This is a genomic window from Psychromonas antarctica (assembly GCF_022267535.1).
Classification (GTDB): Bacteria; Pseudomonadota; Gammaproteobacteria; order Enterobacterales; family Psychromonadaceae; genus Psychromonas; species Psychromonas antarctica.
Genome location: NZ_JAHNZV010000017.1, coordinates 25687 through 45261, shown reverse-complemented (window position 1 = coordinate 45261; position 19575 = coordinate 25687). Strand labels below are relative to the sequence as shown.

Genomic DNA, 19575 nt, shown 5'->3' with positions numbered 1-19575 from the left:
ATGGAACTTAATGAAATTTATAAATATATCATTGCCGTCTGGCATGAAATATCTCTGCGCAAATTAAAATCGGCATTACTTGCAACGTTAGTCAGCTTTGGTATTTTAGCAATAGGGATTATGAAACCTTCAGTGTTTAATAGTGAAGTGACTATTTATGCCGATACCCAAAATATTATTAAACCGCTGCTGGGTGATCAGACAGCGGTCACTAAGGTAAAAGAAAGTCGGACGTCGCAAGTGCGAGATATTATCTACTCACCTCGACAGTTAAACAAAGTCATTGTCCGTATTTACGGGAAAACAGCTTTTCTAGCGCCCTCAAGTCGCGATAAAAAAATTGCCGAATTACGTCAAGCATTGCAAGTTGAAGGACTGAATGGCAACTATTTAAAAATTTCCTACCAGGATAACGATGCGGATCTGACATTTAGACTATTAAATGAAGTAGTACGTTTATTCATTGAAGATAGCGCCAATACAAAAAGAGATGAAAGCCGTGGTGCATTTAATTTTATTGAACAACAGGTTTCCAGCTATAAAGAGCAATTACTACTAGCAGAAAACAAATTAAAGAGCTTTAAGTCAACGCACTTAGACGGCACAGAAACCGAGGTGGAGTCACGAATTTCGACATTACGTAATGATATTGAAGATATGAAAATTCAAGAAATGGAGAGTCAAACACGAATTTCATCACTCAAAAACCAACTGCGCTCACAAGATAAATTCTCGTCAAATGATTACGAAGCGGCGCTTTACTACACTCGCCTAAACCAGTTACAACAACAACTTAATAATTTGCTACTGTCTTATAAAAGTGACTATCCTGAAGTAGTTGAAGTAAAATATCAGATTAGTGATACCAAAAAAAGCATCGCGGACTTAGGAAACAGAAAAAATGAGAAAGAGGGCTTTGCTAACGAATTTAATCCTCTCTATACAGAGCTTAGCAGTAAATTATCAACAGCTCAGATAGAGCATAACACCATCAAAAACAGGCTTAATGCCTTCGATGATTTGCTCGAAAAAGCTTATCAGCGACGTAAACGAATAGCCAATAACCAAGCAGAGCTTTCGGAGTTAAACCGTGATAACAGTGTTATTAAAAAGCTCTATGAAGATATGCTTGCGAATAAAGAAAAAGCGCGGCTTTCGATGGTACTCGATATCGAAGGACAAGGAGTAAATTATAAAGTCCAGGAACCGGCGGTATATCCAACAGTGCCCTCGGGACCAAGATTACTGCACTTTTTCATCGCAGGACCGATTATCGGATTGCTCTTTTTACTTGGAGTGGCGACAGCTAAAATAATGTTGGATAATAAAATCAGATTTGCTTCGCAATTAAGTGCCTTCTCCCAAGTGCCACTTCTGGTCAGAATTAACCATAATATGAATCGCTCAGAAAGAAAAAAACGACGTCTGAGCAATATCGTATTAACTTTATTTCTGTTCTGTGCAGTAACTCTTTATATGGCGATTGCGCTAGCCCATAAATATGAAACCCCCATACTGGAAGTGTATACTCCCTTGCATTCACGGCTAATGGAGTTATTGAAATGACACAAAGCAATTTGAATTATCCTGTAGATGTGAATAAAAATACTCATCTGAGTGCTGCTGATATCGACATTGACGCACGTAAACAAATTCGTAATATGAACGATGAATATTTGCTAACAGCTCAGGAACTCGACGAACTTAAAATTATTTATCCTGGCTGCCAAGATGATAAATCACTTAATGATTACCGTGAACTACGTACCAAGATATTAAAAGCGGCAAATAATGAAAATTTTGTTTGCATGATTTCCAGCCTGACTCCTCAAGCAGGCACCAGTCATATCGCCATGAACCTGGCTGCAAGCATTGCCCTAGATCATAGTAAAACAGCCCTCGTTATTGATTGTAATAGCTATACATCATGTTTAGATAACTATCTCAACCACCCTCCCAAATTTGGTTTGTCACACTTTCTGGAGGGAGACACAGAAAAAATAGAAGATATTATCTATTCATCGGGCATTCCTCGCTTAAGAATTATTCCTTCAGGTATTCGCACACAGCATGCAGCTGAGAATTTTTCATCAGAGAAAATGGAACACTTCATCTCGATGGTGAAGATACGCTACCCAGATCGTTTTATCATTCTGGATACCCCACCCATTGGCCGTTATGCAGAAAGTCAAATTTTAGCATCAATTTGTGATATGACAATTTTAGTCGTTCGTTATGGTAAAACAACCCCATCACAAGTGCAGGTGGGTATTGATTTGATCGGTAACGGAAAACTTGCAGGCATCATTCTTAATGATAAGTGATAACTCTTATGAATATTAGTAATCTATGTAAGCAAATATACTCTGCCATTTTAATAACAACGCTGTCATCTGTGACGTGTGTTAAAGCTGTCGATAATAACGACGATGAGCAGTTTAGTAGGAGCAAGTTTATAGAGGTGGGTGCTGAATATGAATATAGCGACAATATCTATAAAATTGCCAACGATGAGCAAAGTGGCTCTACCCTTATAGGCGATGTTGAACTGGGCTACGAACAGCAGTCGGCCAGCAACACAATAGTACTTAATTATTATACAAAATATGAAGGTCAAAGTGAAAATGCACTTGAAAACAGTAGCTATTGGATAGGTAAATCAGCCCTCACACAGGAGCTATTTAGTAAAAACATATTGTTTAACCTCGCGCATAGCCGGCAAAGATATATTATTGATGAAAACAAAACAAACCTCGCTGGAAATCAAGATGAAAGAGATGTTGTCGATTTAGGTTTAAAATGGTTGCTCCCCTTTTCGCAACGCACAACGTTTGTGTTTGCCGTTGCGCACGAGGAGATCTGGTTTGACAACAGCAATAACAATGATAGCAATTCAAATACAGGGCAAACAAGCTGGCAGTATGCGCTAAGTAAGACAATGCAACTACAATTAAGCTATATGGGCAGTGAACATAAATTTGATGGTCTAGATAGTGATTATCGGCAGCATAATTTAGATGCACAGATAACAGGACAATATAGATTAGGGACTTATTTACTAAGCATGGGTGAAACTTGGATTCAAGGTTCAGATTATGACTACAATGGCCAGCATTACGGTCTAAGTATTAACGCGCTAATGCGAGCACATCTGTTGCAGCTCAGTGCGTCCAGAACACTTCTAAACTCAGCGCAACAAGTTGGTGAACCTGATGAATTGGACTTCTCTGGAAATAGCGTATTTTGGCGTTCTAAAATTTCATTAGACTATCAATACACTATGCTCGACGGGCGGTTAGTAAGTAAAGCACGCTTATATTTTAGTAATGATGATAATATATTGATGATAAACAGTGGCGCCACTGAGGACAAAAATAGATATGGTACCTACGGTGAACTGGTATGGTCGGTAACCAAAAAATTCAGTTCCGGTATCTCTGCAGACTATTACAAGGAAGAGCTCAATAGTGGAGACAATAAGAAGTATACAGAAGCGAAAGTATATGGAAGATATAATATAAATGATTCATTATATATACAGTGCTCCGCTACTTTTGAAAAACAAACAGATATTCAGGTCACACCAGGTTATCAAGAACAACACTATTCGACCAGAATCGCTTTCAGGTATTGAAGTGTTATTAAATTTAAGGGGATCTTTTGCAGAAAAATAACGCTCAAACTTTATTAATTGTCGAAGACGACGTAGGACTGCTGACTCAGCTTAAATGGCATTTTTCCGATTATAATGTTGTCGTGGCATCTAATTTAAATGATGCGATTATCGCAATACGCTTGCATGAGCCACAAGTCATGGTACAAGATCTTGGCTTGCCACCAGATCCAGATGGGGTGACGCAAGGTTTTGCTTTAGTGCAGCAAGCCCTGGAAATAAATCCGCACATGAAACTCATTGTTATGACCGGTAATGATTGTAATGAGCATGCGATCAAAGCGGTCAGCCTAGGCGCTTATGATTTTTACAGCAAACCAGTCAATCCCGATACATTAGAACTTATCGTCCAGCGCGCATTTCACATGCATCAGCTGGAGGCAAAAAACAGAGCTTTTAATTTATCTAAAAGTAGCAATCTTAAAGGATTGATCACTGGCGATGATAAAATGTTAAAGGTATGCAAGTTGATAGAAAGAGTCGCCCCGACTAATGCAGCTTGCTTACTGCTTGGTGAAAGCGGTACGGGCAAAGAAGTTTTAGCAACATCACTGCATTCGCTAAGCGCGCGTAGTGATGCGCCCTTTGTTGCGATTAATTGCGCCGCTCTACCTGAAAACCTATTTGAAAGTGAGCTATTTGGCTACGAAAGAGGTGCATTTACTGGCGCGGTAAAAAGTACCCCCGGAAAATTTGAGCTTGCTGATGGCGGTACAGTCTTTCTTGATGAAATAGGGGAAATGCCTCTCCAATTACAAGCTAAATTACTACGCTTTTTACAAGAGAAAGTGATAGAACGCGTTGGCGGTAGGAAGTTAATCTACTTGGATACCAGAATTGTTTGCGCAACCAATAGAAACCTCGAAGAAATGATGGCAAAAGGTGAATTCAGGGAAGACCTCTATTACCGGATTGCAGAAATACAGATTGATATTCCGCCTTTAAGAGACAGGAGTTCAGATAAAATTCTGCTGGCCCGTTACTTATTAAAAAAATATGCTCAGGAAGAGAATTTAAAAATAGTCGGTTTTACTGAAGATGCTATCAGCGCCATAGAGGAATATTCATGGCCAGGCAATATTCGTGAACTTGGCAATAAAGTCACTCGTGCAGCAATTATGTGCGAGCAGAAATATATATCGGCTGAAGACTTGGGTTTAAAATCCGTTGATCCAATACCACTAAATCTTAAAGTTATTCGTGAAGGTGCAGAGCTAAATGCACTAAAAACAACCCTAAATGCGACAGGTAACAATATATCTGCGGCGGCAAAATTGCTCGGTGTAACCAGACCTACTTTGTACGATTTAATGAAAAAACATAATTTAAGTATCAATTAAGTAAGAAAGCGGATACTCAGTGCCTTAAAGGTAATTTTAAGCAAGGAAATATCGATGAAAACAGCATGCTTTAATATTAAAATAAAAGATATACTTTCAGCAATCACGCTTACTGGCGCGATGTTACTGTCAGCTTGCAGTGATTCCGCAGATTCGGCAATCAGCAACGATCCTGCTATACACATTCAACAAGGGCAAGCATACCTCGATATGCATCAATTTAAAGCCGCTTTTAACGCAGCTAGCGAAGCAATTAAAGCCGCCCCTGCTAACGTTGATGGATACCTCATTTTGGCGGCAATACATCAACAATCGGGGCAACCTCAAAATAGCATTAAAGTGCTTGAAGCATTTACTGGTACTAAAAATGCCGAGTACTATTTTGCACTTCTTGAAGCTTATCAAAAGTCAGGAAAGTTTATTTCCGCACAAAAAATGATTGATCAACAGAGGGTATTGCTATCCACTCAAGCACCACGTTTGCAGCTAGCAATTGCACAGCAATTATTTTATAACAGTCAATTGCCACAAGCCAAAACCGCTTTTAATGAATTACTAAAAAATTCAGATTTTAAAATTGACAGTAAGCTCGCCCTTGCAAAAATTGAAGCAGCCTCCGGCAATGCAGATGGTGCAATTAATATTATTGATGAAATCATCGAACTTGATGCTACAAATACTGAAAGTATCTTCTTAAAAAGCTTAATTTATATCAACATGGGTGAACTTGATAAAGCTGAAAAATCTCTTTCACTGGCATTAACGACCTTGCCCTCTGCTGATATTTTTACCACCCAACGTATTCAAATTATTCAGAGCTTAGCAAATGTATTAACGCAGCAGGGTCGCGTTGCAGAAGCGATGATCTACACACATATTTTATCCGATGAATTCCCTGGGACAGAATCGCTTTCTCTGCAATATACTCGTGCACTTGAATTATTTGAAAATCAGCAGTTTGCTGCTGCCAAAAAACTGTTATTTGAGATTCTAGATAGCACTCCGGGGCACAAAAAGTCAGCGACTTTATTAGGACTCATCCTTTATAAGGAAGGTGATCCTAAAAATGCTGGAAAATATCTTGCAGATGTAATTGATCCTGAAATATCCCCGCTCAAACTTACTGAGCTTTACGTAGCAACACAGCTGCAACAGAACAAATCAGAAGAGGTTTTAGCCTTACTTGAATATGTGCCAGAAGCAAGCCGAAATGCTGAAACATGGATTCTTTATGCCAGTGCCGCAATTCAGCAAAAAGAATTTTCGAAAGCTAAAACAGCCCTTGATAAAGCAGCATCCTTAGCCCCCAATTCAGTGGGGGTTGCACTACTTGAAAACTTTTATTACAACAACTTACCGGATCCACAACCAGAAATGGCGCTACAATCAGTTTCTGCCGCTTTGGCTGCCAATCCCGAAAACCAAAAATTACAGATACTCCATATTCGCCAACTTCTCAGTCTCAATAAAAAAATAGAAGTAAATAACTATGTTGCCAGTTTAGAGAAAACATACAGCGAGAGTACTGATACACAATTAATTGTTGCAAATTATTATATCTATCAGGGGAAGTTGGATGCAGCAGAAAAAATACTAAAAAACATTTTGACATTAGAGAACAACAATATCCAAGCACTTTATAGCGTAGCTAAAATCGATATAATAAACAAAAACTGGCAACTCACCCTGACTGACTATAAAAAAATAATTAGCTTTTACCCTTCTGAAATTGTTGCTTATCGTGGCATTGTGCTGGCCATGATACAGCTGCAACAAGATCCGTTGAATGCAGCTGATTATCTCCCTAAAAATTACGAAGCTAGCGTCTTAGCACTAACCTTGGCTAATTTAACCCTACAACAGAATAAAATCGACTTAGCAACGGGTTATGCGAAAGAAGCAGAAAATGAACTACCACAAAAGTACCAAGCGAGCCTTGACGAAATAATATTGCGACTTAATCTGGCAAAAGCATCTACCGCAATGGTAGAAAAAGATTATCCCAAAGCAAGGGGGATTCTCATGCCTGCAATTAAAAAAGCCACAAAAGATATTCGCCTTTTAAGCTTATTAACACGGATAGAAATAGCTTCTGGACAATATAATGAAGCTCAAAAAATAACCGAACAAATAAGTCGGCTATTGCCAAAGAGCTCGTTAGCCACACAATTGAATTCAGATATCTTAATTGCACAAGGAAAACAAAAACAAGCGATCAATCTATTAGATTCATACTGGCAAAAAACAAAAGATGAAGGTGTTGCTGAACAGCTATATCAACAATTGAAAATGGGCGATTCAGAGAAAGCAGTCACTTTTCTTAATGAATGGCAAAAAGCATTACCCAGCAGTTTAGCAGCGCAGCGTTATCAAGCGATTTATCAACAAAATAAAGGGAATAAACAACAAGCTTTAGTAATCTATGAAACGCTACTAAAACGAGCTCCGAATGATATCATCAGCTTAAATAATGCAGCCTGGCTGTATTTCGAGCAAGGCGATGAGCGCGCGGCTGGTCTGGCAGAGAAAGCATATAGATTAATGCCAAATAATGCGGCTATTGCAGATACATATGGTTGGATATTATTTAATCAAGGTGATAAAAAGCGTGGTAAAGCGCTTATTGAGCAAGCAATAAAATTATCACCTGAAGATGCTAGCATTAATGATCATTTTAATATTGTTAATGAAACTTAAAGTTATAGCTTCAATAAGCTAGCTCGGGGTCTATAATAAAGGCCTTTCGAGCTAGTCCGATAACGCAAGATAAATTGCATCAGAAAGAACAACAAATCAACTCATTGCTTTCCTCCATTCCCCCTACGCTTGAATAGTAACATTGGTATAGTAGTCTAACGCTTGCCGTTATTTATAAAGAAGCTAATTTTTTTACTGCACTTTCCTATAGCCGCTTACAATCCAAGTCATGTTGGTTAGTAAATGCCAGAAAGGTAATATAACGCGCAATAAATCTAGTAACGTCGAAATAATTTACACTGTAAGTTAGACTATCAGAGCAGATCGAAAACCACTTTTTTAAATGACTGGGATATACGATTGCCAGCGCATTGACATAAAACCTTAACGTATATGCGAATTTCTTCCGAATTTATAATTATATCAGAGAGTTAGCACTTTTATTTTGCCCCCCCAGCAATTAAAATAGTGAAATAATAAGCAACCAAAGATCATTTAAAACCTAAAAAAAATTATTTAGTGCCGAAAAATCTTACAGGGGAAATAAAACATCTCACCAGTAACGATGGTAACTTACTGAAAAGAATGGTTAATATTCTTTGGCATATAATATGCTTATAACCATACATGAACGTCGCTCAGTTTGATTGTGCGTTTAGCTTTGTTTTAGATACTCAGTTTTATTGATGATAAGGAAATGAAAATGAAAAAATTTATATCACTGTTAGCCACATCACTTGTGCTTATACTAGCTACCAGTAATGCTTCTGCAATACCTATTACGGGAGTAATTAATTTTACTGGCGGTGCAACTGTGACACACACACCCACTGAAGTAACCGCAGTGGCTTTTAATAATACATTTGCGAATCTTTCTGACACACTAGTAACAGGAGATTTTAATGGTTTAGAAGGCGTAGCCGCATCATTTACCGACATAAATGTTGCAGCCCCAACTCCATATAGTCTTTGGACTATAGGTGGGTTTACATTTCAGATTACAAGCATCATTCAAAATTCATTTGGATCTATTCCTGGTCTAGGGTTAAATTTTGCGCTGCTTGGTGGTAACGGTATTATCAGTAGTACTAACTCGGCCTTCGAAGATACCCAAGGTACGTGGACAATCACTGCGAATGGTAATTCAGATGAAATGTCTTTCTCATCAACAGCAGTTCCTTCACCTGCAGGGACTGCACTACTAGGCTTAGCTCTTTTAGGTTTCGGTTTTGCTCGTCGTAACAAACAAGCATAGTAACAAGCAAGACTTTTACTATTTTCACCCTACAAGCCCATAAGTACACTTACTGCTCATGGGCTTTTTTATGCGCCAAGCAAAATTCTCTGCACACTCGTATAAATCGTTGCTTACTCAGTAATATAAAATACGTTATGATAATCAAGCCCCCTCTTTAATCGGAATGAGTGAATGAAAAACAATAAAGTAAAATTATTGCTCAGCTTGGATTACGAGCTCTTTTTTGGTGACTATTGCGGCAGTGTTGAAAACTGTGTGATCCAGCCAACGCAACTATTATTAACACTATTAGACAAGTACAACTATAAAGTCTGTTTGTTTGTTGATGCCGGATTTCTTGTTAAACTAAAACAAGAATCACATAAATTTCCAATTTTGGGCAAACAATATACGGCGATTAAACAACAACTAAAATCACTTTCCGAACAAGGCCATGATATACAACTACATATTCACCCGCATTGGCAAGATAGTTATTATGATGGGCGGACTTGGGTGATTAATACACAACGCTATCGACTCCACGATTTCAATCCGCAAGAAATCAGCGCAATAGTCAAAAGTTATAAACAAGAGCTTGAATCATGCAGTAAGCAAGCCATATTTGCCTTTCGAGCTGGCGGATGGTGTCTGCAACCCTTCGAAAAAATTGAAAGAGCACTCAAAGAGAATGATATTTGGTTAGATAGCACGGTTTTTTCACAAGGCCATTCCGATGATCCAACCCGCTGGTTTGATTTTAATACCACGCCAGACAAGGCTTACTGGCATTTTAATGAGGATCCACTAATAGCGCAAGAAAATGGCTATTTTACGGAGCTGCCGATCAGCGCCACTAAAACATCACCTTGGTTTTTTTGGAAACTCGCATTACGTAAGAAATTTGCCACCAAGCTATTCACTCCTTTCAGTGATGGGCAGGCAATGGTTGCTAGTCGCAGTTATTATATTGAACGTTTAACCAAAACAACATACGGTCCTGTGATGATTGATGGTTCAAAAGCAGGACAGTTAGAAAGTGCGTTTAAAGAGCACTTAAAACTAGCAGGTGAAGGCCGCATTTTTAATGTAATGGGCCACCCCAAAAGTTTATCCCCCTACTCTTTGATAAAGTTAGAAAGTTTTATCAAAGCCCATAAAGAATTAAAATGCATCACCTATCAAGATCTTAAACACCTTAAAAATGCATAAACATGGCTCTGTGTAATAACATTGACGTTAGTACAGCCTCTATACGTCCCACAGCGTACAGAGGCCATAATAATCCGCACTATGAAGGGGATGATGGTTTCTATCTTGAGGGCTGCCACAAAGTCGTTTTCTGGCTGAATCCGTGCAGGGCCAATTAAAGACCCCTTATGCCGACAACATTTCAGCACTCCGCAGTTTCACGGAAAAACAAGCAACCATAATTCATTAAGATAGGTAAATAGGGAAAGGTATAAAGCATATTGCTGTTTAAGTTGTGATAATGAAAGTGACAACTTTTCTTGGTTTAGTAGGTAGTAGTGCTCAATTAACTGCATCTGCAGTGCTTGGTTAAGTCCATTGATGCTGCTACAAGCCGCGAGATCGTAAGCGGAACAGGCAAGCACCACATACTCCCAATCTAAAATTTTGATTTGTTGATTCTTATTCTGCAAGAGATTGTTAAAGGACAAATCCCCATGGCATAAGACATCAGCGCAACAGCTTTTATCTAATTGTTTTGCCTGTTGTAAAAAACGCTCAAACCTTGGCTCATCGATAGCCTGTGTTAATTGATCTTTTAATTTTTGTAATTCAATGGCTAAATGCTGCCGCTGTGCATGCAAAGCGGGTAATTGATGGATACGATGCAATTGCGAAGCGAGCAACTCAGTGCAATGTTCAGTGGCACTGCAGTCTATGGTTTCCCCTTGAAAGTATTCCTGCAAGCGGTAGTCATCACAGCTAGCCAGTATCTTCGGGCTTAAGTCTCTATCACTCGCTAATTTTTGCACCAATAATTCACTTTGCCGATCACGGCGATCGCGCGCTTTTCTATTTAACCGTTTAAAAATATAATGATGTTGCTGATTGTCTGTTTCTAATAAAAAAACTTGATTCGTCCGGCTATCGATAAATTCTTGTACTGTAACAATTTCACCAATATGCTGTTCCGCCAACCAACTTAACTCATCTATCTTTAATAACTGCAATTATTTACTCAACCAAGGACTAACCCGTACAATATTGAATTGACTAAGCGATGTAAAATCAAGGCTAGCAAGTAGTTTTTTACTAATCAATAAATCACCATTTTGTGCGATGAGAATTTGCTTGTCTATAGCATTTAGTTGTAATGAGTTTAAAGGTGCAGCTAGGTGTAGATGCACACCGGAGAAATCAGGTAAAAAATATTTCCCTATCATACCGGCATTTTTTTTTAACAGACCTTCAAGTTGCTCGCTGATCAAAACTAATTTTTGCGATGATAAACTGTCCAGCTCAGACTCTTTCGCCATCACTGTTACCTGTAAATCACACTGGTAATTCGCTTGCCCAGCAAGCAGGTCAACTTCAATCATGGCCCCATCTTTACGGTGCTGATCTGAATAAAAAGGTAACAAACGCCCGGTTTTCTCAAAATTTATAGGCTCACGTTTTTGATCAACAACCATGTCAGCCTGCTTAATTAAACACGCCGAACCAGTGTTTTTATCACGCAGATAAAAAGCACTGGTGACATGCCCATATTGCAGCTTTTTTAAGGTTTTCATATAACCAAAAAATAGTGAATAGTTTAATTTCAACGGAGATGCAAACACACTATTTACACTCAATAATAAAATTAGCAGTACAGAAAAACGTCTCATTATAAGGCCCTGTTGTCGACTGAGCTAAGCTTCAAATTCATCACTGGGCGTATCATCCTTATCCGAAACTTCAGTCGCAACTACGCCTACACCACAAATTTGACGGTATACGATACCCATTAAATTAAAATAAAATGGAATATAAAAGATCATCCCTAGCCCGTAGGGAACAAGCGCAATAACCGCAAGCAAAACTAAGATTATAAACAACAGCGTAAATTGGCCGAGATTTTTGTTCACCAATTTAAAGGACAGTTTTAGAGCCATTTGCGGTGGCACTTTTTTCTCTGCAATGAGGGGATACACCAAACTAAAGGTCATATTCAGATACAGTAATACAACAATTGACAACTTAAACCCCAAATCGCCTAGGGTCTGCGTCAAAATAACACTGATAACATTAGTGATTAAACTGATCATCATAGTCGCTAATGATAGCTTTAAGGTCATATTGAGGTAATGAAACAGATCGTTTGATTTGCTTTTCAAGCCGATAGCATGATGAACGCCCATCATCTGCAAAGCAGTTAACAGTGGCGGTGCAACTAGCAGCGTAATAATATAATTAACAATCATTGCCCCGTTGTCACCAAGGCCAGAGAATGCTTGTGTCATAAGCGTATAACTACTAGCTAAAATAACGAAGGTAAGCAAACAGGCAAGGATCAACGTGAGATAATGCTTTTTGCTAATAACAAATGCATCCTTTAAAATTGATTTCAAATCAAGTCGGTAACCTTCGGTCAGTGATTTTTTTATATCACCGCCTAATATAAAATGTTTTTTGTTCATAACAAGCGAATGGCCTTAATATTATCTTTAATAAGAACGGGACATTGTAGGCAGTTCCATTAGCTTTTCAAGTTTATTACTCGCCTATAAGCCCTTTTTATATTGCTCATTACTCGAGCACGTGATCACCTCTTTCAAAGCTGAGCCCGCATCTGTGCAGCCATTGACAAGATCAGTAAACAATTCAATCAGTCGTCTTTTATCCCTTGTAATATGCCTGCCCCCACCAATATCCGTTAAATCGATGAGGAAATGGGTAAACATATCTGGCAGCTCATTAACAATCTCAGTATTTAAAAAAGGCTGACTGCTATAGATACTGGGGTATCCCCCTTTTTGTTTATCGATGCTAAAGGCGATCCCTTTAAGATTGATAATAGAGGCGGACTTTTTACATTTTTGTATGCACTGCGCATCTATACTCAGTTTCTTGCAACCGACTGTTTGCTGAAAGAAACATTGCCGACTAGCCATCAGTAAGATGGGGTGATAAAGACTGTAAAACAGTTTAAAACGATCTGGGCGGACAATCTTTCTTATCTGCGCTTTATTAAGCTCATTGGAAATAAAAGCACCACTGCAATTGAACGTTTCTTTCAGCGCAAGCAAACTTAAAGAGTTACTAATATTAAGGTAGGGTCCGGCTACCCAATTTATGCCAAGCTCTGAAGCCAAATAGGCGATACCAGTATTGTTGGTTACAATCAGTTTGGGTTGCAACTGTTTAAGAAATTCAGCGGCAGCGAGATAGTCCTCGGCAATTAAAATCGAGGGGAACCAAGGGATCAACTTGCCGTTATTTAAAAACAGATCGACAAGCTGAGAAGATCCCTTTTTAAAGCTGTCGGGCAATTTATAATAGATATCGACCGAACTTAACTGACAAAGATGCAGGTCAGTTTCACTCGCGATCAGTACAGCAAGTCGCGGATCAGTCTTATTGTCAGCCGCTTTTTTTAAAATAGGCATCAGCACGGGCTTAACCAGCTCGACAGCGCCGTTAAGCAAAAATGCAATACTATTTTTTATACGGGTTAACTCATTAAAAGGGATGCATAGATCACTTTGCAGATCATCTACAAGCAGCTTTTCAATCACAAATTGTCCATCATTTAAACTTTTAAATCGTTTTTGTAATGCACTGAGATTAATCGTTGCTTGATCAGCCTGCATCAATACGCTTTGTGAATGCACCACAAAACTTTCCTTCGGGGAGCTAACAGATACGACTAATTTTTGATTAAGTTCACCAGATATGGCAATGATCAAAGGAGTTTTAGCGATAGTGAGATCTTTTATATTCTCTTCAACTGTTCTCACCATGGCTATTTTTTCATTATAAAGCGTTTGTTTTGCTTGTTCTATTTCTTCAGCGCCAGCCTCGGCATTTTGTTGTTCAATATGTTTAAGCGTATTATCACGGGGGTTATCAATAAACATCAGCTTATTAATATCCCCTTTTAAAAATCCATTTGAAAAATCACGATTAAATACTTTATAAAGGTCACTGTTATCATCTAACACACGTCCTTGGTTGTAAAAATTATTTAACTGTTTTCGCCAACTATTAATCACGGTATGTACATAACTAGCGCCTTTTATCCGTCCTTCAATCTTTAAGGAGTCCACGCCTGCATCTGCGAGGGTGGCTAGATCGAAAAAAGCAGAATTATCTTTAAGATTAAGCGGATGGTCAAAGCCTGTCGCCGTTTTTTCATATTTGTCACGGCAAGGTTGGCTGCATCGACCACGGTTGCCCGAATTTCCGCTCTCTACAGAGCTAAAATAACAGAGCCCCGAAAAACTGATACAGTAAGATCCATGGACAAACACTTCCGATAAAATATTGTGTTGATGACCTAACATCGTTAAGGTTTTTATCTCTTTTATATTTAACTCTCTGGATAAATTAACACGCGAAACACCGAGCTTATTTAAAAATAATATTTGCCCTTCATTATGTGTTGTCACCTGAGTCGATGCGTGTATTTCAAGGCTTGTAAAGTGCTTAGATAACAGATAAAAGAGCCCCAAATCTTGCACAATCAGTCCATCAATCTTGCTGTTGACCAGCTGATTAAGTAAACGCAACAACGCCGGTAGCTCATTTTCTAAGATAATAATATTAAGTGTAAGAAAAACTTGGCAGCGGTGTTGATGGGCAAGTCTTATGACCCCGCTTAATTCATCAAAGCTGAGATTGACAGCACGTTTTCTCGCATTAAAACTATCTAGCCCACAATAAACTGCATCGGCACCAGCTGCAATTGCCGCTTTAATAGAATCCAGATCGCCACCCGGTGCTAATAATTCAAATTGCTGTTTCATCGTCGACTGACCGCTTTTAGTTTATAAGACGCGGATTTTACCCGACACCCTTGCTGACTGTCTATGTAATTGGCATTTAAACAGTTAAGCTTGATGGCTGCACGCATTTATAAAATAGGTTCCATTACTAACAGCACTATTTTTCCATTAAGATTGCGGGTCTGAGTATTTAGGTAAATTAATTTACCATCCGCATAAATAAAGTATTTGTGCTCTATCTCTCCCGTGTAACGGGCTCTATAAACAAAACAGAAAACACAGAAAAAAATCAATAATTTGTCTTTATTTTAAAAACGCACTACCAGCAGATATTTGTAATTAAAATATTAATTATAAAATTCAATACTGTACTAATGAGCCTGAAACATACTTAAATAGAATTTTCATTACTGACAGCACTATTTTTTTCCATTAAGATGCACGCGACAGAATGTTTAGCCGTGCTAAATGTTTGTTCCGATGAAGACTGCAGGAGAGTGGTGTTTATATTAGGTTTATACCTTAATAAACAAAGCCCGCCGAAGAAGTAAAACTTTCAGGTGCTTTTATTCATATCAAATAACGTTAAAACGTAATGAATAAAGCGAGGACTGTAGTTGGAGGAACCTCTGGAGAGAGCCGTTAAATCGGCCGCCGAAGGAGCAAACCCTAGATAATTAGGGTGAAACTCTCAGGTAAAAGGACAGAGGAGTGGAAAGCTACAAAAACTAATGCTCTTTTTATAAGCTTAGCTATCATTTATAGAATTTTTCTATGGATCTATTGCCCTTTCGCTCTTCTCCTTAAATTTTATTATTAAAGGGGAAACCATGAACGACATTCAATCTTTATTACAAGCTATAGACAATTTTGTCTGGGGCCCACCACTTCTTATCTTATTAGTCGGCACAGGTGCTTATTACACTCTTCGCTTAGGTTTACCGCAATTTCGTTACCTGCCAACGGCACTTAAAATGGTATTTAGCAAAGGCAGCACAGGTAGTGGTGATATTTCTAGTTTTGCTGCATTGTGTACCGCCCTCTCGGCAACCATTGGCACAGGTAATATTGTAGGTGTTGCTACGGCGATTAAAGTTGGCGGTCCTGGCGCACTATTTTGGATGTGGTTAGCCGCGGTCTTTGGTATGGCAACCAAATATGCAGAATGCTTATTGGCCGTTAAATATCGTAAAACCGATGAGAAAGGCGAGATGGTCGGCGGCCCAATGTATTATCTGCAAGACGGCGTCGGCTCTAAATGGTTAGCGATAATGTTTGCCGTTTCAGCACTTGGAGTCGCCTGCTTTGGTATAGGTACGTTCCCGCAAGTTAATGCCATTTTAGATGCCTCACAAATTTCCTTTGGTATACCACGCGAAATTTCGGCGACTCTACTCACGCTACTGGTTGCTATTATTACCCTTGGCGGCATTAAATCTATTGCTAATGTTGCGGGGAAAGTAGTGCCAACTATGGCGTTATTTTATATATTAGCCTGTCTAAGTGTGCTTATTGCCAATGCGCAGCACCTCGGTAGTGCACTTGAGCTGGTGATCACTTCAGCTTTCACCCCCACTGCTGCAACTGGTGGATTCTTAGGGGCGGGGATCATGCTCGCAATTCAATCGGGTGTCGCACGCGGCGTATTTTCTAATGAGTCAGGTCTAGGCAGTGCACCAATGGCGGCGGCCGCAGCGAAGACCCATTCCTGTGTAAGACAAGGCCTTATCTCTATGACAGGGACTTTCTTCGACACCATTATTATTTGTACAATGACAGGATTGACGCTTATTTTGACGGGCGCTTGGCAAACCGATTTAGCGGGCGCGGAAATGACCACACATGCTTTTGCTATTGGTCTTGACTCTGCCACCCTAGGTCCATTGATGGTATCTATTGGTTTGATTTTCTTTGCATTTACAACCATTTTAGGCTGGAACTATTATGGTGAGCGTTGTGTGGTATACCTCTTTGGCACAAAAGGAATCTTGCCCTACAAATTCATTTTCGTCGCATTGGTGGCATCTGGCGCATTTTTAAAGCTGGATATGATCTGGGTTATCGCCGATATTGTTAATGGCCTAATGGCAGTACCAAACCTGATCGGCTTAATCGCTTTACGCCATATTGTTATTGCCGAAACCAAGCAATACTTTAATGGTGAACAGAGCATTGGGGATGAGCGGGAAGCACAGCCACAAAACTAAACGTCAAAAAAGCCTTTACGAGTATTATTTACCCGCAAAGGCTTTTTTATCCCTTCCCCCGTATCAATCAACGTCAATAAAACCACCTAAAGCACACTCAGTTACGGATATGAAACTTGATAACGAAGCTAAATTTTCACACTGCAGCAGGGTATACATCATGAAGTAAAGCAGGAGAGCGCTTATAATCTTTCTTCAATGTTAATCGTTGCTTAATAACTAATCCTAATTTACGAACGACTTCACTGGCGTTAAAATTATTGATGTCTGTAACATGAACACTTTTTTCTCCTAAAAGCCCGAAACTACCTGGGGTGGTATGTGTATATAATCCAACACAAGGCACTCCAGATGCATCCGCCAAGTGCAAAGGGCCAGTGTCACAACATATAAAACCATCAAAGTTCCTTAAAAAGGCCCCTAATAAGCGCAGGTTTTTAGTCTCGAATATTGCTGTATTTTTTCTTAGTGTTTCGTTTACATCCGGGCTTAACACTTCTATCCAATTTATTTTTTTATCAATTCCAACCTCAAATTTTTTAAGAATTGCTTCCCATATTGCCGGCGGTAAATGTTTAGCGCCCCGTGCTCCTCTGAAAAAAACCAAATCTATTGAGTCATCCTGGGTGGTATATTTACGACTCGCTATTATTCCTTGACTAAGCTCATCATTACTAAAAGCGAGATTATGATTCAATGGCTTATCTAGCGGATGCCCTAGCGCTTCTAATAACGATAAACAACCATAAGCTGCATGTGGCCTGCATAAAGAGATCTTGAGTGAATGAGGAAAAGCTAAAATACGCCTTTCTTTGTAAGAAGAAACTTTGTTTTTAGCAGCAATCATAGCCGCTGTCGTTGCATCGCTTGCACAGCAATTGGGAGCCAAGATCAAATCATATTTGACTTGATTAAGGTGTTCAATGGCCTTTAGCCATTTTAAAATGCCCATAAATGAAAAATGAGAATAGTAAATACGATCCATTCCTAGACCATCAAAAAATTGCCCCTGCCAAGGCTGGGATAATAGCAAATCAATTGTGGCGTTTGGGTAGGCATGCCTTACTTGCCGGACAAGAGGAATAAAAAATAAAATATTGCCGATGCGTTTATTATTGCGCATCAGTAAAATTCGCTTAACTTGATCATTAGGTACCAGTGCTGTTTCTAATGCAGAATCGTTTTTAATTAATCTATACATCAAGTTTTCGAGTAAATGCAATTTTTGGCGACGCATTTTGTCAAAATTTCTTAGTTTATTTTTAACAAAAAAAATCATATTCAAATGTCCTCAAGTATCATGTTATGGAATAAGCATTTCGGAGTCTAACTCATTCAGGTTACATTTTTTTATCACTGGGAATCACAAGATTCAGTCTAAAATAACGTTTACCTATTACAGCAACTTAAACTTAAGAAACACTTAAGAGTTACTGAATTGAAACTTAAAGGGGTGAATATGTGACTTTTCTACCGCAGGTTAAATAATCAATGAAATTGCTATCAGCAAGCCAAAAAAAATGGCTATCTAATTTATTAGAAAGCCATCTTTTATATATTTATTTACTCACCACAAAGAGACTACTCTTTTAGGCGGATACCGTTGTCTTCAATATCAATCAGGCTTTTACGGTATAACTGACCAATTGCTTTTTTAAAATTCCCTTTACTCATTTTTAAAATCTTGGCAATTTTATCTGGCGCACTTTTATCTGAAAGTTGCAGATATCCTTGATGCTGATTAAGCGCCTGCAAAATACGATCTGCCATGCCATCAATTTTACTGTAACCAACTTCGGTCATACTTAAATCGATTTTGCCATCATCACGCACTCGACGAATGTAACCTTTACATTTTTTACCAATGCCCATTTCACCAAACACTTCACTTTCAAATAAAACACCCCAGTGCTTGTTATTAATAATTGCTTTAAAGCCAAGATCTGTTTTATCTGCAATCAATAGATCTACTTTTTCACCTGCTCGATAGTTAACGGGCTCTCTATCTAAAAATCGATCCAGCTTAGAAGATGCGACTAAGCGGTCACTGATATCGTCCTGATAAACATAAACGACATACCCATAACCCAACTTCATAGGAATTTTTTGCTGGTTAAAGGGAACCAGTAAATCTTTTGGCAAGCCCCAATCTAAAAATGCACCGGCCTGATTAGTATCAATCACTTTAAGCGATGTAAATTCACCCGCTTCGGCTTTAGCTCTTTGTGTTGTTGCAATTAATCGGTCTTCCGAGTCAAAATAAAGAAAAACAGTTACTTTATCGCCAATCAACATATCGTCTGTTACATAACGACGTGGTAGCAATATTTCGCCTTCTTCGATACCGTCAAGATAGAGACCAAAGTCTACTTCTTTCACGATAGTCAGCTCATTATAAGCACCAATTTTAATCATATGATTTCTCTTTATTTTAAATTCTTATTTATGTTTTTTAATCTTAAAA

14 protein-coding genes and 1 riboswitch are annotated in these 19575 nt (G+C 38.7%); of the genes, 8 read left to right on the top strand and 6 right to left on the bottom strand.

Translation table 11 applies throughout. The features are described from left to right. From KSO91_RS06650 to KSO91_RS06620, 7 genes are all read left to right on the top strand, one after another. Window positions 1–1566, top strand: a complete 1566-nt coding sequence (locus KSO91_RS06650; protein ID WP_238742180.1) for an XrtA system polysaccharide chain length determinant — start codon at window positions 1–3, stop codon at window positions 1564–1566. Continuing rightward, on the top strand, window positions 1563–2324 hold the full coding sequence (locus KSO91_RS06645) for an AAA family ATPase (RefSeq protein WP_238742179.1): 762 nt from the start codon (window positions 1563–1565) through the stop codon (window positions 2322–2324). The genes KSO91_RS06650 and KSO91_RS06645 overlap by 4 nt, the downstream gene beginning before the upstream one ends. 8 nt (window positions 2325–2332) lie before the next feature. Next, complete coding sequence (locus KSO91_RS06640) at window positions 2333–3634, top strand: TonB-dependent receptor (RefSeq protein ID WP_238742178.1); 1302 nt, start codon at window positions 2333–2335, stop codon at window positions 3632–3634. Window positions 3635–3660: 26 nt separating this feature from the next. Next, window positions 3661–5013, top strand: a complete 1353-nt coding sequence (gene prsR, locus KSO91_RS06635) for a PEP-CTERM-box response regulator transcription factor (protein ID WP_238742177.1) — start codon at window positions 3661–3663, stop codon at window positions 5011–5013. Window positions 5014–5067: 54 nt separating this feature from the next. Further along, the gene (locus KSO91_RS06630; RefSeq protein WP_238742176.1) at window positions 5068–7710 is read left to right on the top strand and encodes a tetratricopeptide repeat protein; all 2643 of its coding nucleotides are present in this window, start codon (window positions 5068–5070) and stop codon (window positions 7708–7710) included. Between the two features lie 703 nt (window positions 7711–8413). Next, entirely contained in the window at window positions 8414–8965 is a 552-nt protein-coding gene (locus KSO91_RS06625) for a hypothetical protein (RefSeq protein ID WP_238742175.1), read from the top strand. A 174-nt stretch (window positions 8966–9139) separates the two neighbouring features. After that, a complete protein-coding gene (locus KSO91_RS06620; RefSeq protein WP_238742174.1) occupies window positions 9140–10159 on the top strand; it encodes a polysaccharide deacetylase family protein in 1020 nt (339 codons plus the stop codon). Between the two features lie 197 nt (window positions 10160–10356). Here the strand turns inward: KSO91_RS06620 and KSO91_RS06615 are convergent, their stop codons facing one another. The 4 genes from KSO91_RS06615 to KSO91_RS06600 form a co-directional block, all read right to left on the bottom strand. Then, window positions 10357–11148 (bottom strand): phosphotransferase, encoded by a 792-nt coding sequence (locus KSO91_RS06615; RefSeq protein WP_238742173.1) that lies wholly within the window; start codon window positions 11146–11148, stop codon window positions 10357–10359. Further along, window positions 11149–11805, bottom strand: coding sequence for a DUF2987 domain-containing protein (locus KSO91_RS06610; RefSeq protein ID WP_238742172.1), 657 nt, complete (start codon window positions 11803–11805; stop codon window positions 11149–11151). It abuts the gene before it with no gap. A gap of 24 nt (window positions 11806–11829) precedes the next feature. Then, window positions 11830–12597 carry a DUF2189 domain-containing protein gene (locus KSO91_RS06605; RefSeq protein ID WP_238742171.1) on the bottom strand — a complete coding sequence of 256 codons (768 nt, stop codon included), beginning with the start codon at window positions 12595–12597 and terminating at the stop codon, window positions 11830–11832. An 84-nt stretch (window positions 12598–12681) separates the two neighbouring features. After that, window positions 12682–14925 (bottom strand): peptidase U32 family protein, encoded by a 2244-nt coding sequence (locus KSO91_RS06600; RefSeq protein WP_238742170.1) that lies wholly within the window; start codon window positions 14923–14925, stop codon window positions 12682–12684. Window positions 14926–15523: 598 nt separating this feature from the next. Further along, window positions 15524–15621, top strand: a riboswitch (glycine riboswitch). Window positions 15622–15734: 113 nt separating this feature from the next. Here KSO91_RS06600 and KSO91_RS06595 point away from each other — a divergent pair. Beyond that, window positions 15735–17111 carry an alanine/glycine:cation symporter family protein gene (locus KSO91_RS06595; RefSeq protein ID WP_238742169.1) on the top strand — a complete coding sequence of 459 codons (1377 nt, stop codon included), beginning with the start codon at window positions 15735–15737 and terminating at the stop codon, window positions 17109–17111. Between the two features lie 136 nt (window positions 17112–17247). Here the strand turns inward: KSO91_RS06595 and KSO91_RS06590 are convergent, their stop codons facing one another. Next, window positions 17248–18390 carry a glycosyltransferase family 9 protein gene (locus KSO91_RS06590; protein WP_238742168.1) on the bottom strand — a complete coding sequence of 381 codons (1143 nt, stop codon included), beginning with the start codon at window positions 18388–18390 and terminating at the stop codon, window positions 17248–17250. A 302-nt stretch (window positions 18391–18692) separates the two neighbouring features. Next, window positions 18693–19526 (bottom strand): CvfB family protein, encoded by an 834-nt coding sequence (locus tag KSO91_RS06585; protein ID WP_238742167.1) that lies wholly within the window; start codon window positions 19524–19526, stop codon window positions 18693–18695. Between the last annotated feature and the right edge of the window lie 49 nt (window positions 19527–19575).

What these genes read in the sequence shown, in the direction of transcription:
- KSO91_RS06590 (WP_238742168.1), bottom strand. Translation starts at nt 18,390, where the DNA reads ATGATTTTTTTTGTTAAAAATAAACTAAGAAATTTTGACAAAATGCGT.
- KSO91_RS06650 (WP_238742180.1), top strand. Translation starts at nt 1, where the DNA reads ATGGAACTTAATGAAATTTATAAATATATCATTGCCGTCTGGCATGAA.
- KSO91_RS06620 (WP_238742174.1), top strand. Translation starts at nt 9,140, where the DNA reads ATGAAAAACAATAAAGTAAAATTATTGCTCAGCTTGGATTACGAGCTC.
- KSO91_RS06600 (WP_238742170.1), bottom strand. Translation starts at nt 14,925, where the DNA reads ATGAAACAGCAATTTGAATTATTAGCACCGGGTGGCGATCTGGATTCT.
- KSO91_RS06625 (WP_238742175.1), top strand. Translation starts at nt 8,414, where the DNA reads ATGAAAAAATTTATATCACTGTTAGCCACATCACTTGTGCTTATACTA.
- KSO91_RS06595 (WP_238742169.1), top strand. Translation starts at nt 15,735, where the DNA reads ATGAACGACATTCAATCTTTATTACAAGCTATAGACAATTTTGTCTGG.
- KSO91_RS06605 (WP_238742171.1), bottom strand. Translation starts at nt 12,597, where the DNA reads ATGAACAAAAAACATTTTATATTAGGCGGTGATATAAAAAAATCACTG.
- KSO91_RS06585 (WP_238742167.1), bottom strand. Translation starts at nt 19,526, where the DNA reads ATGATTAAAATTGGTGCTTATAATGAGCTGACTATCGTGAAAGAAGTA.
- KSO91_RS06610 (WP_238742172.1), bottom strand. Translation starts at nt 11,805, where the DNA reads ATGAGACGTTTTTCTGTACTGCTAATTTTATTATTGAGTGTAAATAGT.
- KSO91_RS06640 (WP_238742178.1), top strand. Translation starts at nt 2,333, where the DNA reads ATGAATATTAGTAATCTATGTAAGCAAATATACTCTGCCATTTTAATA.
- KSO91_RS06630 (WP_238742176.1), top strand. Translation starts at nt 5,068, where the DNA reads ATGAAAACAGCATGCTTTAATATTAAAATAAAAGATATACTTTCAGCA.
- KSO91_RS06645 (WP_238742179.1), top strand. Translation starts at nt 1,563, where the DNA reads ATGACACAAAGCAATTTGAATTATCCTGTAGATGTGAATAAAAATACT.